20 protein-coding genes are annotated in these 20,699 nt (G+C 66.4%); 11 read left to right on the top strand and 9 right to left on the bottom strand.

Annotated elements, in window-relative coordinates:
* Positions 1 to 18: 18 nt before the first annotated feature.
* The 4 genes from AC5P8Z_RS14400 (at position 19) to betT (ending at position 3,335) form a co-directional block, all read left to right on the top strand.
* Positions 19 to 372 carry an SMR family transporter gene (locus AC5P8Z_RS14400; RefSeq protein WP_495229353.1) on the top strand — a complete coding sequence of 118 codons (354 nt, stop codon included), beginning with the start codon at positions 19 to 21 and terminating at the stop codon, positions 370 to 372.
* Positions 372 to 695 (top strand): DMT family transporter, encoded by a 324-nt coding sequence (locus tag AC5P8Z_RS14395; RefSeq protein WP_110712584.1) that lies wholly within the window; start codon positions 372 to 374, stop codon positions 693 to 695. Before AC5P8Z_RS14400 ends, AC5P8Z_RS14395 begins: the two co-directional genes overlap by 1 nt.
* Before the next feature lie 96 nt (positions 696 to 791).
* Positions 792 to 1,172 (top strand): VOC family protein, encoded by a 381-nt coding sequence (locus AC5P8Z_RS14390; protein WP_312717820.1) that lies wholly within the window; start codon positions 792 to 794, stop codon positions 1,170 to 1,172.
* Between the two features lie 183 nt (positions 1,173 to 1,355).
* Complete coding sequence (betT, locus tag AC5P8Z_RS14385; protein ID WP_286068643.1) at positions 1,356 to 3,335, top strand: choline BCCT transporter BetT; 1,980 nt, start codon at positions 1,356 to 1,358, stop codon at positions 3,333 to 3,335.
* 73 nt (positions 3,336 to 3,408) lie between these two features.
* On the opposite strand, the gene AC5P8Z_RS14380 is transcribed toward betT, so the two are convergent.
* On the bottom strand, positions 3,409 to 4,386 hold the full coding sequence (locus tag AC5P8Z_RS14380) for a zinc-binding dehydrogenase (protein ID WP_495229352.1): 978 nt from the start codon (positions 4,384 to 4,386) through the stop codon (positions 3,409 to 3,411).
* Between the two features lie 433 nt (positions 4,387 to 4,819).
* Between AC5P8Z_RS14380 and AC5P8Z_RS14375 the strand changes: the two genes are divergently transcribed.
* From AC5P8Z_RS14375 to AC5P8Z_RS14360, 4 genes are all read left to right on the top strand, one after another.
* The gene (locus AC5P8Z_RS14375) at positions 4,820 to 7,183 is read left to right on the top strand and encodes a ribonucleoside-diphosphate reductase subunit alpha (RefSeq protein ID WP_495229351.1); all 2,364 of its coding nucleotides are present in this window, start codon (positions 4,820 to 4,822) and stop codon (positions 7,181 to 7,183) included.
* Between the two features lie 108 nt (positions 7,184 to 7,291).
* Complete coding sequence (locus AC5P8Z_RS14370; RefSeq protein ID WP_495229350.1) at positions 7,292 to 8,332, top strand: ribonucleotide-diphosphate reductase subunit beta; 1,041 nt, start codon at positions 7,292 to 7,294, stop codon at positions 8,330 to 8,332.
* Between the two features lie 10 nt (positions 8,333 to 8,342).
* Positions 8,343 to 8,825 carry a flavodoxin gene (locus AC5P8Z_RS14365; RefSeq protein ID WP_286068639.1) on the top strand — a complete coding sequence of 161 codons (483 nt, stop codon included), beginning with the start codon at positions 8,343 to 8,345 and terminating at the stop codon, positions 8,823 to 8,825.
* Positions 8,797 to 9,123, top strand: a complete 327-nt coding sequence (locus tag AC5P8Z_RS14360) for a thioredoxin family protein (RefSeq protein ID WP_286068638.1) — start codon at positions 8,797 to 8,799, stop codon at positions 9,121 to 9,123. The genes AC5P8Z_RS14365 and AC5P8Z_RS14360 overlap by 29 nt, the downstream gene beginning before the upstream one ends.
* Positions 9,124 to 9,250: 127 nt before the next feature.
* On the opposite strand, the gene AC5P8Z_RS14355 is transcribed toward AC5P8Z_RS14360, so the two are convergent.
* Positions 9,251 to 10,582, bottom strand: a complete 1,332-nt coding sequence (locus tag AC5P8Z_RS14355; RefSeq protein ID WP_286068636.1) for an Nramp family divalent metal transporter — start codon at positions 10,580 to 10,582, stop codon at positions 9,251 to 9,253.
* Between the two features lie 117 nt (positions 10,583 to 10,699).
* Between AC5P8Z_RS14355 and mntR the strand changes: the two genes are divergently transcribed.
* The gene (gene mntR, locus AC5P8Z_RS14350; protein WP_286068635.1) at positions 10,700 to 11,164 is read left to right on the top strand and encodes a manganese-binding transcriptional regulator MntR; all 465 of its coding nucleotides are present in this window, start codon (positions 10,700 to 10,702) and stop codon (positions 11,162 to 11,164) included.
* 127 nt (positions 11,165 to 11,291) lie between these two features.
* Here the strand turns inward: mntR and AC5P8Z_RS14345 are convergent, their stop codons facing one another.
* The 3 genes from AC5P8Z_RS14345 to fabR all read right to left on the bottom strand — a co-directional run bounded on the left by AC5P8Z_RS14345 (position 11,292) and on the right by fabR (position 14,915).
* Positions 11,292 to 11,840 (bottom strand): thioredoxin-like domain-containing protein, encoded by a 549-nt coding sequence (locus tag AC5P8Z_RS14345; RefSeq protein WP_286068634.1) that lies wholly within the window; start codon positions 11,838 to 11,840, stop codon positions 11,292 to 11,294.
* Positions 11,830 to 13,983 carry a TonB-dependent receptor plug domain-containing protein gene (locus tag AC5P8Z_RS14340; protein ID WP_495229349.1) on the bottom strand — a complete coding sequence of 718 codons (2,154 nt, stop codon included), beginning with the start codon at positions 13,981 to 13,983 and terminating at the stop codon, positions 11,830 to 11,832. The genes AC5P8Z_RS14345 and AC5P8Z_RS14340 overlap by 11 nt, the downstream gene beginning before the upstream one ends.
* Before the next feature lie 275 nt (positions 13,984 to 14,258).
* Complete coding sequence (fabR, locus tag AC5P8Z_RS14335) at positions 14,259 to 14,915, bottom strand: HTH-type transcriptional repressor FabR (protein WP_005409961.1); 657 nt, start codon at positions 14,913 to 14,915, stop codon at positions 14,259 to 14,261.
* Between the two features lie 92 nt (positions 14,916 to 15,007).
* Between fabR and AC5P8Z_RS14330 the strand changes: the two genes are divergently transcribed.
* Together AC5P8Z_RS14330 and AC5P8Z_RS14325 are read left to right on the top strand one after the other, a co-directional pair.
* Positions 15,008 to 16,078 (top strand): ferredoxin reductase, encoded by a 1,071-nt coding sequence (locus tag AC5P8Z_RS14330; RefSeq protein WP_495229348.1) that lies wholly within the window; start codon positions 15,008 to 15,010, stop codon positions 16,076 to 16,078.
* A gap of 11 nt (positions 16,079 to 16,089) precedes the next feature.
* Positions 16,090 to 17,238 carry a fatty acid desaturase family protein gene (locus AC5P8Z_RS14325; protein ID WP_286068630.1) on the top strand — a complete coding sequence of 383 codons (1,149 nt, stop codon included), beginning with the start codon at positions 16,090 to 16,092 and terminating at the stop codon, positions 17,236 to 17,238.
* A 5-nt stretch (positions 17,239 to 17,243) separates the two neighbouring features.
* On the opposite strand, the gene AC5P8Z_RS14320 is transcribed toward AC5P8Z_RS14325, so the two are convergent.
* The 4 genes from AC5P8Z_RS14320 to AC5P8Z_RS14305 all read right to left on the bottom strand — a co-directional run bounded on the left by AC5P8Z_RS14320 (position 17,244) and on the right by AC5P8Z_RS14305 (position 20,668).
* On the bottom strand, positions 17,244 to 17,579 hold the full coding sequence (locus AC5P8Z_RS14320) for a tetratricopeptide repeat protein (protein WP_286068629.1): 336 nt from the start codon (positions 17,577 to 17,579) through the stop codon (positions 17,244 to 17,246).
* A complete protein-coding gene (locus AC5P8Z_RS14315; RefSeq protein ID WP_495229347.1) occupies positions 17,576 to 18,154 on the bottom strand; it encodes a flavin reductase family protein in 579 nt (192 codons plus the stop codon). The genes AC5P8Z_RS14320 and AC5P8Z_RS14315 overlap by 4 nt, the downstream gene beginning before the upstream one ends.
* Complete coding sequence (locus AC5P8Z_RS14310; protein ID WP_495229346.1) at positions 18,151 to 18,780, bottom strand: superoxide dismutase; 630 nt, start codon at positions 18,778 to 18,780, stop codon at positions 18,151 to 18,153. Before AC5P8Z_RS14310 ends, AC5P8Z_RS14315 begins: the two co-directional genes overlap by 4 nt.
* Before the next feature lie 364 nt (positions 18,781 to 19,144).
* On the bottom strand, positions 19,145 to 20,668 hold the full coding sequence (locus AC5P8Z_RS14305) for a thioredoxin family protein (RefSeq protein WP_495229345.1): 1,524 nt from the start codon (positions 20,666 to 20,668) through the stop codon (positions 19,145 to 19,147).
* Between the last annotated feature and the right edge of the window lie 31 nt (positions 20,669 to 20,699).

The following is a 20,699-nucleotide window of genomic DNA, read 5'->3' as shown; positions in this document are numbered from 1 at the left end:
TCCCGCAAGGAGTTTCACATGTCCCGTACTGTTCCCGCCCGTGGCACGCTGGTCGCCTGGGCCTGCCTGACCGTGGCGATCGTCGCCGAAGTGGTCGGCACCTCGTTCATGGCCCATGCCGCCCGCGATGGTGGCTGGACGGGTTACCTGATCATGGCCGGCGCGCTGGCGCTGTCCTACTTCTTCCTGGCGCAGTCGGTGCGCCGCATCGCGGTCGGTGTCGCCTATGCGGTATGGGAAGGCCTTGGCCTGACCCTGCTGACCGTGGTCGGTCTCAGCGTGTTCGGCGAGAGCCTGTCGCTGCAGCAGCTGGCCGGCCTGGTGCTGGCGGTGGTCGGCATCGTCTGCGTCACGCTCGGGGAGGCGCACTGATGAATACCCTCGCCCTGTTTTTCGTGATCTGCTCGGCTCTCATCGACGTTGCCGCCAACATGATGGTGGCCAAGTCGGAAGGCTTCCGCCGCTGGCGCTGGGGTGTCGGCGCGATTGTCATGGTCTGGATCGCCTTTGCCCTGTTGGGCCAGGCGGTGCGCTACATGGACCTGGCCACCGCCTATGCGATGTGGGGTGCGATCGGCGTGATCGGTACCGCCACCTGCGGCCGCCTGCTGTTCGGCAACCGCCTGCGCCCGATCGGCTGGGTCGGTATCGGTCTGGTCACTGTGGCGGTGCTGCTGCTCAGCACCGCCAAGTAGCAGCACGCCCGGTCGCGAGCGGGGCGGCGAGGGTGCAGCGATTTGCGAAGTCGCCCTTGCTCATCGACACTGCGGTTTTCCACACGGAGTGCCCGCATGTTCAGCCACATCACCGTAGGAACGAACGACATGGAGGCCGCCCATCGCTTCTACGACGCCCTGTTCGCCGCGATGGACGCGCGTGCGGGCGTATTCGACGAGAAGGGACGGCTGCTGTACTTCAAGGATGGGCGGATGTTCGGTGTAACCGCGCCGATCGATGGGCAGCCAGCGTGCCATGCCAACGGTGGCACCATCGGTTTCAGTCTGGGCAGTGCAGAGGCCGTGCGTGCCTGGCAGGAAGCTGGGGTGGCTCACGGTGGTACCGCAATCGAAGATCCGCCCGGCGTCCGCAACATGTCCGGCCGGCAGGTGTTCCTGGCCTATCTGCGCGACCCGGATGGCAACAAGCTGTGTGCGGTGCATGTGATGTCGTGATCGGACAGGATGCGCGCGGCCGCACCGCAACCCGCGCAGGCAAGGTTGCGCTCCGGCGCGCGCGTGATACCACGGAATGAGCGGACGGTCTTGCGACGGCAGGCCGCAACTTCATGCTCTGTCCACTGCGGTTCAGCCAGAATCGGCCGGCTAACCCTTTGATCTACCGGAGAACGCCGCCCCATGGAAGTACTGGAGCCGCAACAATCCCCGGTGCGCACCCTTCGGCCTGTGTTCGCCTTCGCGGCGATCGTTGTCGTGGCGTTCGCGCTGTTCGTCAGCCTGTTCCCGCTGGGGGCAGGTCGCCTCCTGCTGAAGGCGCAGGACTGGGCCGCACTCAACGTCGGCTGGTACTACCTGCTGGCGATGACCCTGTACCTGGTGTTCGTGGTCGGCGTGGCGCTGTCCAAGTACGGTGGCATCAAGCTGGGTGCCGACCATGACGAGCCGGAGTTCAGTTACCTCTCGTGGGCCGGCATGCTGTTTGCCGCCGGCATCAGCATCACCCTGTTCTTCTTCTGCGTCTCCGAACCGCTCACCCATTACCTGCAGCCGCCACAGGGCGATGCGGCCGCCGGCGAGGCCGGCGCGCGGCAGGCCATGCAGCTGCTGTTCCTGCACTGGGGCCTGCACGGCTGGGGCGTGTTCGCACTCGCTGCGATGGCAATGGCTTACTTCGCCTACCGCCACAACCTGCCGCTGGCGCTGCGCTCGGCGCTGTATCCGTTGATCGGCAAGCGCATCAACGGACCGATCGGCTACACCGTGGACGCGCTGGGCATCGTCGCCACCGTGTTCGGCATCGGTGCCGACATGGGCTTCGGCGTACTGCACCTCAATGCCGGCCTGGCGCACCTGTTCAACATCCCGCATTCCAACCTGGTGCAGATCATCCTGGTGGTGGCGATGATGGGCGCGGCAGTGGCCGTGGCCGTCTCCGGCGTGGAGAAGGGCGTGCGCTGGATGGCCAACATCAACATGCTGCTGGCGATCGCGCTGGTGCTGTTCATGCTGTTTGCCGGGCCGACGCAGTACCTGTTCAGCACCTTGATGCAGAACCTGGGCGACTACCTGGGCAGCGTGGTCGGCAAGAGTTTCGATGTGTATGCCTACGGCGGCCGCCCCGAATGGCTGGGCGGCTGGACGGTGTTCTACTGGGCCTGGTGGATCGGCTGGGCACCGTTCGTTGGCCTGTTCATCGCGCGCATCTCGCGTGGCCGCACCATCCGCGAATTCGTGTTCGGCGTGCTGCTGATCCCGCTGGGCTTCACCCTGGCCTGGCTGTCGATCTTCGGCAACAGCGCGCTGGACCAGGTGCTGCACCACGGTCAGCAACAGCTGGCGCAGCTGGCGGTGGACGACCCGCCCACCGTGCTGTACGCGCTGCTGGACGGCTACCCCTGGAGCCGCGCGGTGATCGCGGTGACGGTGCTGGTCAGCTTCATCTTCTTCGTGACTTCCGCTGACTCGGGCGCGGTGGTGCTGTCCACCCTGTCATCGCATGGTGGATCGCCCGAGGACGACGGCCCGCGCTGGCTGCGCGTGTTCTGGGGCACGGTGATCGCGGTGCTGACCGCGGGCCTGTTGCTGGCCGGCAGTATCGACGCATTGAAATCCGCGGTGGTGCTGGCATCACTGCCGTTCTCGGCAATCCTGCTGCTCATGATGTGGGGCCTCACCCGCGCCTTCAGTGACGAATCGCACCGCAAGCGCGCGCTGCAGTACAGACCGTCGCCGCTGATCGGCGACGACCGCCACCACCAGGGCTGGCGCCAGCGCCTGAGCCAGGCGATGCATTTCCCGGTGCGCGACCAGGTCTACCGCTTCATGGACGACACGGTGAAGCCGGCGATGGAGGCGGTGGCCGAGCAGCTGCGCGGTCAGGGCTGGGACGTGGCCACGCGCTTCGAGGCCGGCGACATGGAGCTGACGGTGAACCATGGCGAGCAGCAGGACTTCCTGTACCGGGTGATCCTGAGCGGTTACCTGACCCCGTCGTTCGCCGCGCAGCAGCTGCGCAACCAGCGCTACTACCGCGCTGAAGTGCACCTGTTCGAAGGCAGCCAGGACTACGATCTGGTGGGGTACAGCCGCAAGCAGATCATCAACGACATCATCAGCCAGTACGAACGGCACCTGCAGTTCCTGCACCTGAGCCGTTGATGCGGTGGGTGCGGACCGTGGGTCCGCACCTCCGTGTAGAGCCGAGCCCACGCTCGGCTCCACCCTTTGGCGATCAGACCCGCAGCAGCACCTTGCCGCCACGCCCCGACTGCGCGCTGGCGGTCGCGGCGGCCTTGATGTCGTCCAGCGAGAAGATGCCGTCCACCGGCAGCGTCAGTTCGCCGCTGGCCGCGCGCTGCTGCAGTTCGCCCACCAGGCGGCGCTTGTCTTCCACCGCCATCGCCTGGCTGACCTTGCTGCCCCAGAAGCCCTTCACCGTGGCTTCCTTGTAGATCAGGCCGCCTGCAGGAATGCGCATCGGCTCGCCGCTCATCACCCCGAACGACACCAGCGTGCCGTGCAGGCCGAGCAGGTCGACCAGGTCGGCGCTGGCTTCACCGCCGATGGAATCGACGGCGGCTGCTGCCTGCGCTTCACCGGTGGCTGCACGCACTCGATCCTTCCAGCCGTCCTGCGAGGTGTCAAACACATGCTCGATGCCCAGCGCCTGCAGCTGCGCCACCGCCTTGCCATTGCGCACCAGGTTGGCCACGTTGACGCCGCGCGCGCTGGCCAGCATCGCCAGCGATTTGCCCACCGCACCGTTGGCGGTGTTCTGCACGATCCACTGGCCGGCGTCCACTTTCAGGAATTCCAGCAGCATCAGCGCGCTCAGCGGCATCGCGATCAGCTGCGCGGCCATTTCGTCGGGGATCGCCTCCGGCATCGGAATCACCATGCGTGCCGGTGCGATGAACGCCTCGGCCCAGGTGCCGTGTACCGAAGCTGCGGCGACGCGCTGGCCGATCTGCAGGCCGTCGACAGCTTCTCCAAGAGCATCGATCACCCCCAGCGCTTCACTGCCCGCGATTGCCGGCAGCGTCGGCTTGTAGCCGTACAGGCCGCGCACGGTCAGCAGATCGTGGTTGTGGATCGAGCTCAATAGGGTGCGGATACGCACTTCGCCGGGGCCGGGTTCGGGCAGAGGTGTTTCGCCGACGGCCAGGACAGTGGCCGGATCGCCGAAGGAGGAATAAAGGGCAGCGCGCATGGTCGGTGTTCCGGGGAAAGTGGGTGTCGTACCGAACTGGGGGCGCGCGTGATGTCGACAAGGCGCTGCAGGTGCAACACGGCATCCTGCGACTGATCGTCGCGACAGGTGCTGATTACTGCATCTTGTGTTGACGGTTCGAGATATCCCCACTATGTTGTGGCCGTCACTCCCGGTCAGCCGCCGCCGCCGGACATGCAGCAAACGTCCCGCGGCCCGCCCCTGAAGGCTTGCCGCGTCGACGCGGCCGCCATCGCGCGGACCCAGATCGTCCCCACGGCCCGGATACCGGCCGCAGGCGCAGGCAATGGCCGACGACCTGGTGTTCCCGCGCCATGGCATCCCACCCCGACCGCCCCGTGCGCCGGTATCGCGTGCAGGGCCGCCACGGCATTGACCGCCAACGCGCGTGCGAGCCTGGAGTTCCACCACCATGACTGAGAGTACCTTCCGCGTGGCCGATCTGGCCGGCGCCGGCGACGCCTTGCGCGCCGGTGGCGAGCGTGTGCCGACCTGGATCACCAAGGAGGCCGGCAACCGCCGCCTGCCGTTCGACGCCGAGCGCCTGCAACGCAGCATCGATACCGTGCATGCCGAGTTCCCGCAGCTGGATGTGAGCGACTACCGCCGCGTGGTGCAGGCGATGGTCGAGCGCAAGCCCGGCCTCAGTGCCGATGATCTGGTCGACCTGCTGATCCGCGAGGCCGAGTCGCGCGTGGACCTGGTCGCGCCGGAGTGGGAACAGTTTGCCGCGCGCATCTACCTGCGGCGCTTGTACAAGCGCGCCAGCCGCAACCGCTTCTACGATGTCAGCCTGAAGTACGGTTCGTATGTCGGCCTGCAGGAGAGCCTGGCTGACCGCGGCATCTACAGCAACGACATCCTGCGTTGTTACTCCAAGGAGGAGCTGCAGCAGGCCGGCGAGATGATCGACCCGGAGCGTGATCGCCTGTTCGCGTACAACGGCCTGTACCTGCTGGCCACGCGCTACCTGGCCAGCGATCGCAGCCGCGAGGTCTACGAACTGCCGCAGGAGCGCTGGCTGACCATTGCGCTGTACCTGATGCAGGAGGAAAAGCCGCGCGAACGGCGCATGCAGCTGGTCGGCGAGGCGTACTGGGCGCTGTCCAACCTGTACATGACGGTGGCCACACCGACCCTGGCCAATGCCGGCAAGGTGGGCGGGCAGTTGTCCAGCTGCTTCATCGACACGGTGGATGACAGCCTGCAGGGCATCTATGACTCCAACACCGATATCGCCCGTGTGTCCAAGCATGGCGGCGGCGTGGGTGCCTACCTGGGCTATGTGCGCAGCAGCGGTGCGCCGATCCGTGGCGTGCCCAATTCGTCCGGTGGCGTGGTGCCGTGGATCAAGCAGCTCAACAACACCGCCGTATCGGTCGACCAGCTCGGCCAGCGCAAGGGCGCGGTGGCGGTGTACCTGGATATCTGGCATCGCGACATCGAAGCCTTCATGGACCTGCGCCTCAACAACGGCGACCAGCGCCTGCGCGCGCACGATGTGTTCACCTCGGTCTGCGTGCCTGACCTGTTCATGGAAGCGGTCGAACGCCGCGCCGACTGGTACCTGTTCGATCCGCACGAAGTGAAGAGCGCCAAGGGCTGGTACCTGCAGGACTTCTACGATGAGACGCGCGGCGCGGGCAGCTTCCGCGACCGCTACGCCGAACTGGTGGCCGATGAGCGCATCAGCCGCCGAACGGTGAAGGCCATCGATCTGTTCAAGCGGATCATGCTCAGCCAGCTGGAGACCGGCAACCCGTTCCTGTTCTACCGCGACGAGGTCAACCGCAGGAATCCGAACAAGCACGCGGGCATGATCTATTCCAGCAACCTGTGCACCGAGATCCTGCAGAACATGAGTCCGACGCGGATGATCCAGGAGATCGTCAGCGGCGACCAGATCGTCACCACCCGTCGCGCCGGTGACTTCGTAGTCTGCAACCTGTCCTCGATCAACCTCGGCCGGGCGATCAGCGCACCGGATGACCTGCTGGCCACCGATGTGCTGGAGCGCCTGATTCCGATCCAGGTGCGCATGCTCGACAATGTGATCGACCTCAACGCGTTGCCGGTGCCGCAGGCCACCATCACCAACCGCAAGTACCGCGCCATCGGCCTGGGGACGTTCGGCTGGCACCACCTGCTGGCACAGCAGGCGATCCAGTGGGAATCGCCGGACGCCGAGGCGCTGGCCGACCGCCTGTATGAGCGCATCAATTTCCTGACGATCCAGGCCAGCGCGCAACTGGCGAAGGAGAAGGGCAGTTACCCGATGTTCGCGGGCAGCGACTGGCACAACGGGCGCTACTTCCGTGACCGCGACTACACTGGCGCCGCATGGGACAGCTTGGCCCACGAGGTCGCCACGCACGGCCTGCGCAACGGCTGGTTGCTGGCCGTCGCGCCGAACATGAGTACCGCGCAGATTGCCGGTTCCACCGCATCGATCGACCCGATCTACAGCGCGTTCTACTACGAGGAAAAGAAGGACTTCCGGCGGCCGGTGGCGGCGCCGGGCCTGTCGCTGGAAACCTGGCCGTACTACGAGAAGGGGGCGTACAAGGTCGACCAGTTTGCCAGCGTGCGCCAGAACGCACGCCGCCAGCGCCATGTCGACCAGTCGATCAGCTTCAACCTGTACGTGCCCAGCACGATCCGTGCCAGCACGCTGTTGGAGCTGCACCTGACAGCCTGGCGCGAAGGTCTGAAGACCACCTACTACGTGCGCTCCAACGACATCGACATCAGCGAATGCGAGTGGTGCGCCAGCTGATTGCTGCGTCCCTTGCAGAGCCGAGCCCACGCTCGGCTCAGACGCGAAGAGCAGCCGAACATGGACTCGGCTCTACATCCGCAACGCGCAATACGAAGGCAAACGACCATGGTAACCCCCCTCGACCGCATCAAGATCCTGGAACCGCGCCACCCCAACCGCAGTACCGGCATCATCAACGGCCGTACCAGCGGCATCCTCAACTGGAACGACATCCCGTACCCGTCGTTCTATCGGGCCTACAAGGAGCTGTCGACCAACTTCTGGATCCCCGACGAGGTGGACATGAAGCTGGATGCGCGCCAGTACGGCGAGCTGTCCGGGCGCGAGAAGAATGCCTATGACTCGATCATCGGCCTGCTCGCCACACTGGACTCTCCGCAGACCCGCTTCATCTACAACGTGGCCGAGTACATCACCGACCCGGCGGCGCACGCCAACGCGGCGATCATCGGCCAGCAGGAGGTGATCCACAACGAGAGCTACAGTTACGTGCTGGCCTCGATCACCGACCTGCCGAACCAGAACCGGATCTTCGAGATCGCCCGCACGCACCCGACCATCATCAAGCGCAACGCGCCGATCATGGGGGCGTATGACGATTTCATGCGCGAGAAGACCGCCGAGACGCTGCTGAAGTCACTGATCCAGTCGTCGATCCTGGAGGGCATCAACTTCTATTCCGGGTTTGCCTACTTCTACAACATGGTGCGGCAGAACCGCATGACCGGCACCGGCAAGATCATCAGCTTCATCAACCGTGACGAGCTGGCCCATACCAAGTTCATCAGCGAGCTGATCCGCGCCATCATCGGCGAGAACCCGGCGCTGCAGACCGATGAACTGACCGCGTACGTGCACCAGGCGTTCGAGCATGCGATCGAACTGGAGACGCAGTGGTCCTCGGAAGTGCTGGACGGCATCGAGGGCATCGATGTCGAAGAGATGACGCGCTACGTGAAGTACCGGGCCAACAAGATGGCCGGCATGCTGGGCATCGAGCGCCTGTACAGCGACACCACCGACAACGTGATGCCGTGGATCAAGGCCTACGCCGACAACTTCACCGAGACCAAGACCGACTTCTTCGAGATGCGCAATGCAAGTTACAAGAAGACCAACGTCGACAACGGCTTCGACGACCTCTGAGCCGGGCGCGATGCTGCGCATCCTGCTGGTGGTGGCCTCGCTGAGCGGCAACACCCGCGAGCTGGGCCGCCAGATCGCCGAACGCTGTCGTGCCGCCGGCCACGCGGTGCACTGGCACGAGGCCGACGACCTGCGCCAGGCGCCGCCATTGGCCGCCGACGAGGCCGACCTGGTGCTGCTGGGCTGCTGGACCGACAACGCCGGACGTACGCCTGCGGAGATGAAGGCATGGGTGGCCGGCATCGCCGAACGGGGCGAACGGCCGCGGCAGCTGGCCGTGTTCGGCACCGGTGAAACGCAATGGGGGCAGGAGTACTTCTGCGGCGCCGTGCATCGGCTGATCCGCTACTTCCGCAGCGACTACCCGCCATTGGAGATCGAACAGATGCCGCATGGCGTTCGCCATGCCGAGGCCATCAGTGCCTGGACCGATGCGGTCCTGGCCCACTACTGGAGCAACACCGATGGAGATCATCGACGCCACCACGCCTGAGCAGTTCCACCAGTTGCTGGCCGAACACCCGCGGGTGCTGGTGGATTTCCACAAGGACCAGTGCCCCGGATGCCGGATGCTGGAGATGTCATTGCATCGCGTGGCCAACAGCGTGGCGGGGCAGGGCACGACCCTGCTGCGCGTACAGCTGGAAGTGCTGGGTGAGGCGTTCTTCAGGGAGCTGGGGCTGCGGCAGACGCCGACGCTGTCCCTGTTCCGTGATGGTGATGAACGCACACGCCTGGCCGGGTTCCAGTCGCCGCAGCAGATCGAGGCCGCGATCGCGTTGCATCTGTAGAGCCGAGCCCATGCCCGGCTGCCGTTTGCGCGATGAAATGCATCCACGCATGGCGTGGATCTACTGGCCCTGATGACCGGGGCAGAGCCCTTGCCTGCGGCAAGGGATCCGAGCCCAGTGTTCCGAATTACGCGCCGGCGAAGGTATCCACCAGCAGCTTCACGTTCAACACCACGATCACCAGCGCGATCACCCAGGCGATCGCGCCCAGCCAGCGCGGCGCCACCAGCGCACCCATCGTCACCTTGTCGGTCACGATCCGCACCAGCGGGATGATCGCGAACGGCAGCTGCATCGACAGCACGACCTGGCTCAGCACCAGCAGCTTCACCGCGCCCTGGTCGCCGAACAGCAGGATCACCACCACCACCGGAATGATCGCCAGTGCGCGTGTGATCAACCGCCGCAGCCACGGCGGCAGGCGCAGGTGCAGGAAGCCTTCCATCACGATCTGGCCGGCCAGCGTGGCGGTCACTGTCGAATTCAGGCCCGAGGCAAGCAGGGCGACGGCAAACAGTGTTGCGGCCGCGCCCACACCCAGCATCGGTGCCAGCAGCTGGTGCGCCTGCTCGATGTCTTCCACATCGAAACGTCCATTGGCATGGAACACGGCTGCGGCCAGGATCAGGATGCTGGCGTTGATGAACAGTGCCAGGGTCAGCGCGAGGGTGCTGTCGGTCACTGCCCAGCGCAGGGCGCTGCTACGGCCCTCATCCGTGCGCGGGTAGGCGCGGGTCTGCACGATGGACGAATGCAGGTAGAGATTGTGCGGCATCACCGTGGCACCAATGATGCCGATGGCGATGTACAGCGCGTGCGGATCGGTTACCACCTGCGCGCGCGGGATGAAGCCGCCGAGCACTGCCATCACCGGCGGCGCCGCCATGGCGATCTGCACCACGAAGCAGCCGAAGATCACCATCAGCAGCGCGATCACGAAGGCTTCCAGTGCGCGGAAGCCGCGGTTCATCAGCAGCAGCACCAGTAGCGTGTCCAGCGCGGTGATCACCGCACCCCACAGCAGTGGCAGATCAAACAGCAGCTTCAGCGCGATCGCGGTGCCGATCACTTCGGCCAGGTCGCAGGCAATGATCGCCGCCTCGCACAGCGCCCACAGTGCCAGGTTCACCGGCTTCGGGTAGCGCGCGCGGCAGGCCTGGGCCAGGTCCATGCCGGTGGCGATGCCCAGCCGCGCCGACAGCGCCTGCAGGATCACCGCCATCAGGTTGGAAATGAGGATGACCGACAGCAGCAGGTAGCCGAAGCGCGATCCGCCGGCGAGGTCGGTGGCCCAGTTGCCCGGGTCCATGTAGCCCACCGAGATCATGTAGCCCGGGCCGAGGAAGGCCAGCAGGCGGAACCACCAGTGGCCCTTGTCGGGCACAGCGACCGAGGCGTTGAGCGCGCCCAGGCTGGCCGGGGTGGGGGCCGAAGGGTCGCGGGGCGCCAGGGTGTTCATGGGTCCGAATATAGCTCCTGCTATAGTAATTAGCAATGTGAAACAATCGTCTTTATCGCGTTACTGGTCCAGAATTCAGTTTCAAACCCAAAGTAGACCGGAAGGACAGGCGCAGGCGTGGGCAATACCGACGATTCGACATCGCTGAAAGGCACCCCCTTGATCGAGGCCGAGCGCCAGGTCGAGAGCTTCCGGCAAGTGCGCGAGGCGCACCGGATGGAGCTGGTGGAGGACTATGTCGAGCTGATCTCGGACCTGCTGACCGACGGCGGCGAGGCCCGCCAGGTCGATATCGCGACCCGCCTGGGCGTGGCTCAGCCTACGGTGGCAAAGATGCTGCGGCGGTTGGCCCGCGATGGTTGGGTGGTGCAGCGGCCGTACCGCGGCGTGTTCCTGACCCCGGAAGGCGAGGCGCTGGCCCATGCCAGCCGCCAGCGCCACCAGACCGTGGAGCGTTTCCTGCTGGCGCTGGGCGTGGACGCAGATACCGCGCGGCGTGATGCCGAGGGCATCGAGCACCATGTCAGCGAGCAGACGCTGGCTCTCTTCGAGGCATTCGTGCGCAAGGCCGAGGGCGGTTGAGCGGCGCGCTAGTGCCGGGGCATACCCGGCGGGAATCCGAGTGGCGGCGGAATCAGGTGTTCTGTAGAGCCGAGCCATGCTCGGCTGCCGTTCGCGCGGTGCGCAATGAGTCGAGCATGGCTCGACTCTACAATCCGGGCGGGCAGTGGGCCTGTTCCTGCGCGCAGGCCCGTTTCGTCCATTCCTTGAGCACCGGCTGCAGACCGTCGTAGCGACGTCCATGCCAGCCATTGGCCAGCACCGTGCCGTCGGCATCGATCAGCACCAGGTTGGGTGGTGCCAATCCGGCCAATGCCTGCAGTGCCGGCATGCGCGCGGCGCGGCGCGGGTCCAGTACCGGCCAAGGCATCTCCTGCGCGTGCATGTAGCGCCGCAGCGCGCTCTTGCTCTCATCCAGGCTGACGTACACCACTTCGGTATCGGCGCCGGCCCCGCGCAACGCGTCGCGCACACTGCGCAGCGTGGGTACGAAGGCATGGCACGGCGCACACCAGTCGGCGCCGAAGTACAGCGCCACCAGCTTCGGCGGCGGCGACCATTGCATGGGCCGCAGCGACCGCTGTTCCGGCCTCATCAACGAGGCCGAGACCTGCGCGTGCAGGTCCGTGGCCATTGCCGGTGGGCCCAGCAGCAGGGCACCCACCAGCAATAGCGTCCGCATCTGCTCAGAACGCATAGCGCAGGTTGACGTACCACGAACGCGCGAAACGCGGGCCGTAGACATAGTCGCTGTCGCGCAGCGCACCCACTTCCAGATCCTTCTGGCGCTGGTCGAACACGTTCTTGACGCCGGCGGCCACCGACACTTCCTGCTGCGCCTGCGCACCGAGGTGGTGGTGCCAGCGTGCGCCCAGATCAGTGACCAGGAACGCACGCGTGCGATGCAGCTCGCCCAGCCGGTTGTTCAGCACCGACATCGGCCCGGTGTGGCGTAACGCCACGAAGGTTTCCCACGGCTCGGCGGGCATCCAGCTGAGCTGCGCCAGGCCAGTCCAGCGCGGGGTCTTCAGGTAGTTGCGGCTTTCGATGAGGGTGTCGCCACCGTCGCCGGTGTCGTCGAAGATGCGCTGCGGTTCGCGGAAGCGCGAGCGGTACCACGAAGCACCGGCCGTCAGGCGCCACTGCGGCGACGGCTGCCAGCCGAGATTGGTTTCCGCGCCCAGTACGTTGGAGCCGGAAGCGTTGTAGCGCAGTTGGCTCAGTTGGCCATCGTCACCGCGCTGGATCTCGCCCAGTGCGAAGGTGTCGCGGATGCGTGCATAGGAGGCGGTGGCATCCCAGCTCCACACCGGATTGGCCGGGTCCGATCGCCAGTCGAAGCCGAACAGGGTGGTCAACGCCCGCTCTTCCTTGAGGCCGTCGGTGTTGCGCACGCGCACCTGTTCACCCCCCAGCGTATCGACATGCACGTCTTCGACGAAGATCTCCGGGGCACGGAAGCCGGTGGCGATGCCGGCCCGCCATTTGAAGTTCGGCGTGGCCTGCCAGGCCAGCGCGATGCGTGGCGAGAATACCGCGTTGTCCAGCTCGGAGCTCTTGTCCACGCGTGCACCCAGCACCAGGTCGACGTTGTCGCGCAGGCTCCACTCGTCCTGGATGAAGGCGCCCAGGTTGTGGAAGGCTGCATCTTCCAGCACCGCCAGGCGCTGCCCGTCACCGGTGCGGTTGTCGTCGCGCAGCGCCTCGTGCTTGTACTGCACACCAAGGGCCAGCGCGTGCGCACCCAATCGCCAGTTCAACTGACTGTCGATGTAGTGCAGCGGGTTGTGGGTGCGGCCGTACTGGCGCCACGAACGCGAGGCCGCGCTGCCAGCCACGTTGTGGTCCAGCTGCGACGGGTCGTATCCGGGCGCTGAAGGATCGGTGACGACGTCGCCCAGGCCGCCGTAGAAGCTGTCGCGGTCGATGTCGGCGAAGGCGTAGGCCAGGCGGAAATCGACGTCGGCATTGATTTCCTGGTCCCACGACACGCTGCCGCGGCGGTATTTCGTATCCAGCGACTCGGCGATGTTGGCCAGGTATTCGGGCTGATCCAGTCGGTTGCCGCCGCGGCGGGTTTCATCGGTCACCTGCAGGTCCAGGCGCAGCCGCGTGCCCGGCGTGGGCGCATACCAGGCCTGCAGCCCGCCTACCTTGAGGTTCTTGCGGGTGATTTCGGTGTAGCCGTCACCGTTGTAGTCGATGCCACTGTTCCAGTTCCGCTGGACAATCACTGAAAGCCCGGCGTCGGCGTCCTTGGCCACCAGGTCCAGCCGCACGTCGGCGTTCTTCTGCGGCGTGCCCTCCAGCACGTCCACGCCGGCCTGCACGTGGCCGCCGCTACGTGCAGGCAGCGGCGGGATAAGGTTGATCACCCCGGCCACCGCACCTGGGCCATACAGCGCCGAGCCGCCGCCCTTGACCACTTCGATGTGGTCGACGAACCCGGCCGGAATCTGCTCCAGGCCATAGACGCTGCCCAGCGTGGACAGCAGCGGGATGCCGTCGAACAACAGCTGGTTGTAGGCGCCGGGCAGGCCCAGCAACTGCACTTCGCTGGTGTTGCAGTTCTGGCAGTTGCTCTCCACGCGCAGGCCGTTGATCAGCTCGGCGGCGCGCGAGAAGTCGGTGGCCGAGCGCAGCGCGATGTCTTCCTTGCGCAGGACTTCGGTGCGGATCGGCACGTCCGACAGCAGGCGTTCGCTCCGGGTGGCGGTGCTGACCTTGACCTGCACGCGGTCCAGTTCGGTCGGTTGCGGAGGGGCGGCCAGTGCAGGCAGCGGCAGGGTGAGCGCGATGGCGGTTGCCAGTGGCACGCGGCGAAGAAGGGAAACGGGCATGGGGGGCGTCCTCCTTGGAGAGGGAAGGCGGGGGTGACTTGGCGGGCGCATATGAAAGCAATGGCTTATCAAGATAGCAAGAGCTATATCACGAAGCTGCGGCAATTCCGGGTGGGGCGTTGGCCGGCCAAGATCATGCTAGTGTTATAACATTACATTAGACCGCCACAACCCTGCCGGTGGTCATGCGCGGAGGATGGAATTGCCGTGCGGGAAGGGGAGACAGGATCAGAGCCCTTTCCTCTGGAAAGGGATCCGACCCCCGGGGCCGATCGTCAGCCGCGACGGAACGCGGCGGGGGTACGGGCGCCGACGATGATCATGCGGATCATCGTGGAAATCTGTTCGACCAGTTCAGGATCCTTCTCCGGCGGCAGGTCCATGGCGGTGGCGCCCATCGCGAACACCAGCCGGGTGATGGCCTTGGCCACCAGTTCCGGTGCGTGCAGCACCGCGCCATCCAGGGCGGCCAGGCGCACCAGGTCGTGCTGCAGCTCTTCTTCGAAGTAGTGCAGCTCGCGCTCGACCGCGTGCTTGAAGTCGTCCGAGCCGACCGCGCCTTCGCGCAGCAGCACGTGCAGCAGCTTGTCGTCGGCGCGCAGCTGCTCCATGAAGGTCTCCACCGAGACCCGCACCACGCTGGTAGCGGTGGAGGTGGCGCGCTGGCGGGCTTCGCCGATGATCGTGCGCAGCGAGCGGCCGGCCGCGTCGATCAGCGCCACAGCCAGTTCGTCCATGTCGCGGAACTGCCGGTAGAAGCTGTTCGGCGCGATGCCGGCCTCACGTGCGACTTCGCGCAGGCTGAGCGTGGACAGGCTGCGGTGCGGCCCGATCAGCTTCAGGGCGGCCGCCAACAGATCCTCGCGGCTCACCGTACGGCGGGCCGGGCTGTTGGCATCTTCGGGCGTCGACAAGGCGGTGGCGGCGGCCATGGGGGTTCCGGTGGGGCGAGGCTGAATCATACCCAATCCGGTTCAATATACACATGTATACACAGGTGTATGTGCGCCCGTATAGTTCACTTATGAGCGCTGTCGTCCGTCCGTCCCTGTTCTCTCCGTACCGCTGGGTCTCGCCGTCGCTGTTCGATTTCTGGGCGGGCCAGCTCAATCCCCTGTGGACCCTGCGCGAGCCGGTGGCCCGCCTGGTCCGGCGCGAGCCGGCCGGCGAGGGCGCGGCGACCCTGGTCCTGCGCACCAACCGGCACTGGGCCGGCATGCGTGCCGGACAGCACGTCACCCTTGGCGTGGAGATTGAAGGACGCCTGTGGCAGCGCAGCTACAGCCCCACCGCACTGGGCCGGCGCGAGCTGGCCATTACCGTCAAGGCGGTCGACGGCGGCCGGGTCAGCCAGCATCTTGTCCACCATGCGCGGCCGGGCGAACTGTTCCGCCTCGATGCCGCCTTCGGCGAGTTCCATATGCCGGCCGCAGCGCCGGTGCTGCTGCTGGCGGCCGGCAGTGGCATCACGCCGATGCGTGGCCTGTTGCGCGAAGCCTGCCAGCGCCCGCTGGCAGCGCCGGTGGACCTGTTCTATTGGGAACGCACGGCTGCCCATCTGCAGTTCCGTGATGAACTGCAGGCACTGGCTGCTGCGCAGCCGAATCTGCGCGTGCACCTGCTGACTACGCGCGAGGGCGTGGCGCCGGCCGCGCGCATCGATACCCACGATCTGCAGGTGGCCGGCGATGACACGCCGCTGGCGCAGCGCCATGTGCTGGCCTGCGGCCCGGATGGGTTCGTTGCCGCCGCCCGCACACGCCTGGCGCACCAAGTGGCCGGCTTCCAGGCCGAAGCCTTTACACCGCCTGCGCCGCTGTGTGATGCCCGCAGTGAGGGCGAAGTGTCGCTGACCCTGGCCCGCAGTGGCCGCCAGCTGAGCGTGCCACGTGGCCGCTCGCTGCTGGAAAGCCTGGAAGCGCACGGCATCAAGCCCAAGCACGGTTGCCGCATGGGCATCTGCAACACCTGCACCTGTGATCGCGTCAGTGGCGCCACCCGCCACCTGCGCACCGGCGACCTGCAGTCCGAATCGGCACAGCCGGTGCGGATCTGCGTGAGCGCACCGACCACCGACCTGACCCTGGATCTCTGAGGACGCCTGCCATGACCCGCGCTACCGACCGTGCCCTGAGTACTGCCGAGATGCATGCCTTCGGCGAGGAACTCGACGCGATCCGCGACCGTGTGATCGGCAGCCTTGGCGCCTCCGATACCCGTTACATCCGCCGCGTGGCCGCCGCCGTGCGCTGGTTCGGCGTGGGTGGCCGTGGCCTGCTGTTCCTGGCGGCGTTCTCGCCGCTGTTCTGGATGCCGCTGCTGTGGCCGGCCGCCATCACCGGCACGCTGCTGCTGGCGCTGTCGAAGATCCTGGAGAACATGGAACTGGGCCACAACGTGATGCACGGCCAGTTCGACTGGACCGGCGACCCCAAGCTCAATGGCAACACCTACGAGTGGGACATCGTGGCCACCGCCGACAACTGGCGCAAAACCCACAATTTTCGCCACCACACCTACACCAACGTGCGCGGCATGGACGATGACATCGGCTACGGCCTGCTGCGCATCTTCCCGGAACAGCGCTGGAAGCCGTTCTACCTGCTGCAGCCGATCATCGCGCCGATCTTCGCGCTGCTGTTCCAGTGGGGCGTGGCCGCGCAGGACCTGCGCCTGGGCCGTTGGCTGAAGGGCCGCATCAGCGCCCGTGCGATGTGGCTGCAGACCCGCCCCGTGGCGCGCAAGATGGCCCGCCAGGTGCTGAAGGACTACGTGTTCTTCCCGCTGCTGGCCGGCCCGTTCTTCCTTACCGTGATGCTGGGCAACATGGTGGCCAATGGGCTGCGCAACATCTGGACCTACGTGATCATCTTCTGCGGCCACTTCACCGCCGAATCGGAAACGTTCCCGAAGGAGTGCCTGCGCAATGAATCGCGTGGCCACTGGTACCTGCGCCAGCTGCGCGGTTCGTCCAACATCAGCGGCGGCTTCCTGATCAACGTGCTGTCGGGCAACCTCAGCCACCAGATCGAGCACCACTTCTACCCGGACCTGCCGGCCAACCGGTATGCGGCCATTGCCAAGGAAGTGAAGGACATCTGCCGCCGTTACGGCCAGCACTACAACAACGGTTCGCTGCCGCGCCAGTTCGGCCAGGTGGTCTGGCGCATCCTGCGCCACGCGTTCCCGAGCAAGCCGCGCCGCCTGCCGATGTCGGACATCATGTCCGCACCGGCATCGGCCAACGCGGGCTGATCGACTCAGCCCGCCTTCGCCAGGTCCGCGTGCTCGCGGTCCAGGCGTCGCAGGAACACCTGCATCTCCTTGCGCGCCTGCTGGTCGCCCTTGCTACCGGCCACGCTCAAACCGCGCTGCCATGCTTCGCGCGCCGCCTGCGGCTGGCCACTGGCCAGCCAGGCTTTGCCCAGCAGCTTCCAGGCGGCCGAGTACTGTGGATCAAGCACCACGCAACGGCCCAGATGGGTCGCTGCGCGGACTGGGTTGCCGGCGTCCAGCCAGCCCTTGCCCAGGCCGAAGCGCAGCAGTGCGCCGTCCCTGCCCTTGGCAAGCATGCGTTCCAGGGCTTCGATGTTCATCCGCGCACCTCCACCAGCAGTTCGGTGGGGCCGGGCTGGAAGCGGCCGCGATGGAACAGCAGCGGCGCGCCGCCGTTCTCGTGCACCTCGATGATGCGTCCGGCCAGCAGCAGGTGATCGCCCACTGGCCACATCGCGTGGCGGGTACAGGTGAGATGGGCGACCGCACCGGCGATGCGGGGTGGGGTGCTCTGGTCATCATCCATCAATGCCAGGCCGTCGAAGCGGTTGCGCACCTGTGGATCGGCGAAGCGCCGGGCCAGCGCTTCCTGGTTGGCTGCCAGCACGCTGATTGCAAAGCGGGTGGCGCGCTGGAAGGTGGACAGGCTCTGCGCGTGCAACGCCAGGTTCCACAGCACCAGTGGCGGCTGCAATGACACAGGCACGAACGAATTGATGGTCAGGCCGATGGGATTGCCCTGCGCATCGCGCGCGCAGACGATGGCCACGCCGGTGGGGAAGTGACCGAGCAGCCGCCGCAGTGCACGCGGCGGCATCTCGACCGACGGCACCGGGGCCGGGGCGGGGAACACCCCCGCCCACGGCCCGGCGTACGGCAATGTCTCGCCGCTCATGAGGCCCGGGCCTGGCGGTAGCGCCGGCCGACCTCGGCCCAGTTGATGATGTTGAAGAATGCACCGATGTAGTCCGGGCGGCGGTTCTGGTAGTGCAGGTAGTAGGCGTGTTCCCAGACATCCAGTGCGAGGATCGGGGTGTTGCCGGACAGGCCAACGGTTGCACCCATCAGCGGGCTGTCCTGGTTGGCGCTGCTTTCCACTTTCAGTCGGCCATCGCGATCGCTGGTCAGCCAGGCCCAGCCGCTGCCGAACCGGGTCTGCGCGGCCTTGGTGAAGGCGTCCTTGAAGGCATCGAAACCGCCGAGGTCGCGGTCGATGGCCGCTGCCAGTTCATCATCGGGTACGCCACCGCTGGCGCTGAGCACGGTCCAGAACAGGCTGTGGTTGGCGTGGCCGCCGCCGTTGTTGCGGATCGCGCTGCGCTGCGGCCCGGGCACGGCATCAAGGTTGGCAATCAGCGCCTCGACCGGTTGTACGGCCAGGCCAGCCTGCTCGAGGGCCGCATTGAGGTTGTTGACGTAGGTCTGGTGGTGCTTGCTGTGGTGGATCTCCATCGTGCGCGCATCGAAATGCGGCTCGAGGGCGTGGTAGGCGTAGGAGAGGGGGGGAAGCGAGTACGACATCGAAGCAATCTCCGTGGGGAAGGCCAGAGAGGCTGGCAGTGGGGAGATCGTTATCGCACCTCAACATTGGTTGAGGTCAAGGGTCATGGATGGAAGGCGTGCGATCCCGGCGCTTTGACTGTTCAGCGAGGGCGCGGGCGGATGTGCGTAGCCGGGACACGCCGTGAACCCATCCATGGGGGCTCGATGGCGCCATCCATGGCGCCAACGGTCCCGGCTACGCACACCCACCCACGCTGGATAGGTCCCTGCGCCGGCGCGGAGACGGAGTCAAAGGCAAGAGCAGGAGCAAAAGCAAAAGCAAAAGCAAAAGCGGAATGGTAGTGCCGGCCAGCGGCCGTCACTACCAGAACCCGAGCCTTCATCAACTCAACCAATCCTTGCAGGCACCATCCACCTGGTCACCGCAGGCCTGCTGCATCCGCTGCTGCAACCGCGCCAGCGTTTCCGCGCCCTGGTGCTTTCCACTCCACGTCTTCAGCTGCCCGGCCAGGCGCTCGAAGCGCTGGCGGGTGCGCTGGTGGTAGCCCGACGGCTGCGCCTCCAGTTCGGCGATCAGCGAGGCGGTGGCCTGCTCGATGCGTGGTGCATCGTCCGGTGCCAGCTTCAGCAGGCCTTCCACATACAGCACGCCCCACTGCACGCGGGTGGCCGGGCCCTGCGCGCCATCGTAGGCACGCTTCAACCACTCCAGCGCACCGGCGGTGTCGCCGCGCTGCTCGGCCAGTTCAGCCAATTCGGGCATGTAGTAGTACGGCTGCTCGCTGCGCTTCAGCTCCGCCAGCAACAGCGACTCGGCGCCCGCGTCGTCACCGACCTGCCGCAGTGCATGGACCGCGCTGCTGATCGTGGCCTGGCGCGCATGCGCATCGGTGGCAGCGGCATCGGCAGCAGCCACGCGCTGCTTCACCCGATCGACCAGTGCGACGGGCAATGCGCCCTCCGGCTGCTGCTGGCGGCCAAGCGATACTTCGGTCAGCGCACGCGACAATGCGTCGTCGGCGCGGTCGCCGCGCTCTGCATCTGCGCGCTCCAGCGCGACCAGCAGTTGCTGTCCCAGCGTGTTGCTGGTCGCCGGCCCAGCACTGGCCTGCTTGACCAGCTGCGCGCCTGCATAGCCCAGCAACTCACGGTTGCGGCGCACTTCGGCGGGCTGCGCCAGCACGGCCTGCAGCAGCTCGCGCACCTCGGTGGGTGAGCTGGCAGGCTTGTCGGCTGTGGCCAATGCCAGCAGCGCGAAGCGGCGCTGCTGGGCGGCATCCGGTGCCGACCTGGACAGCTGGCGCAACACATCCTGGCTCTTGCGATCGCCGGCCAGGCGGTTGGCGTCGACTTCCCAGCCGTAGTCACACAGCACCTGCCAGTCTTCGGCGGCCAGTCTGTCCGGCGTGGCCAGGGCGGTCGCCAGGGTGGCGGCGATTGCGCTGCGGCGCCCGGCGGCGACGGTCAGCGCTCGGGTCAATTCGGCAGCGTCGTTGCCACCGGCCGCGCGGGTCAGTTCATTGCGCTGTGGGTCCAGCACGATCAGGGTCGGATAGCCGCGTACCCCGAAGCGCTCGCCCCAGGCCTGCGCACCTTCCTCGTCGCCATCCAGGTAAACCGGCACGAACTTGCCGGTCAGCGCGATGAAGGCCGGGTCCTTGAACAGGCCCGCCTTGAGCTGGTTGCACGGCGGGCACCAGACGGCGCCCCAGTACAGCAGCACCGGCTTGCCGCTGTCGGCGGCTTCGGCGAAGGCATCATCGACGTCGCCCTGGCGCCAGGCGATGGCCTTGGCAGGTGCAGCTTCGGCAGCCTTCGCCGCAGCCAGAGGCGCCTGGGCCGGGGAACAGGCGCTCAGCGCGGTGGCCAGCAGCAACAGGGGGAGGGCAGCGCGCATCGGCAGCATCTCGAAGAGGCAGGGTAAGCCGGCATTGTAG

Source organism: Stenotrophomonas sp. YJH_SMC_17, from assembly GCF_059371655.1.
This window is presented reverse-complemented; position numbering and strand designations above follow the sequence as displayed.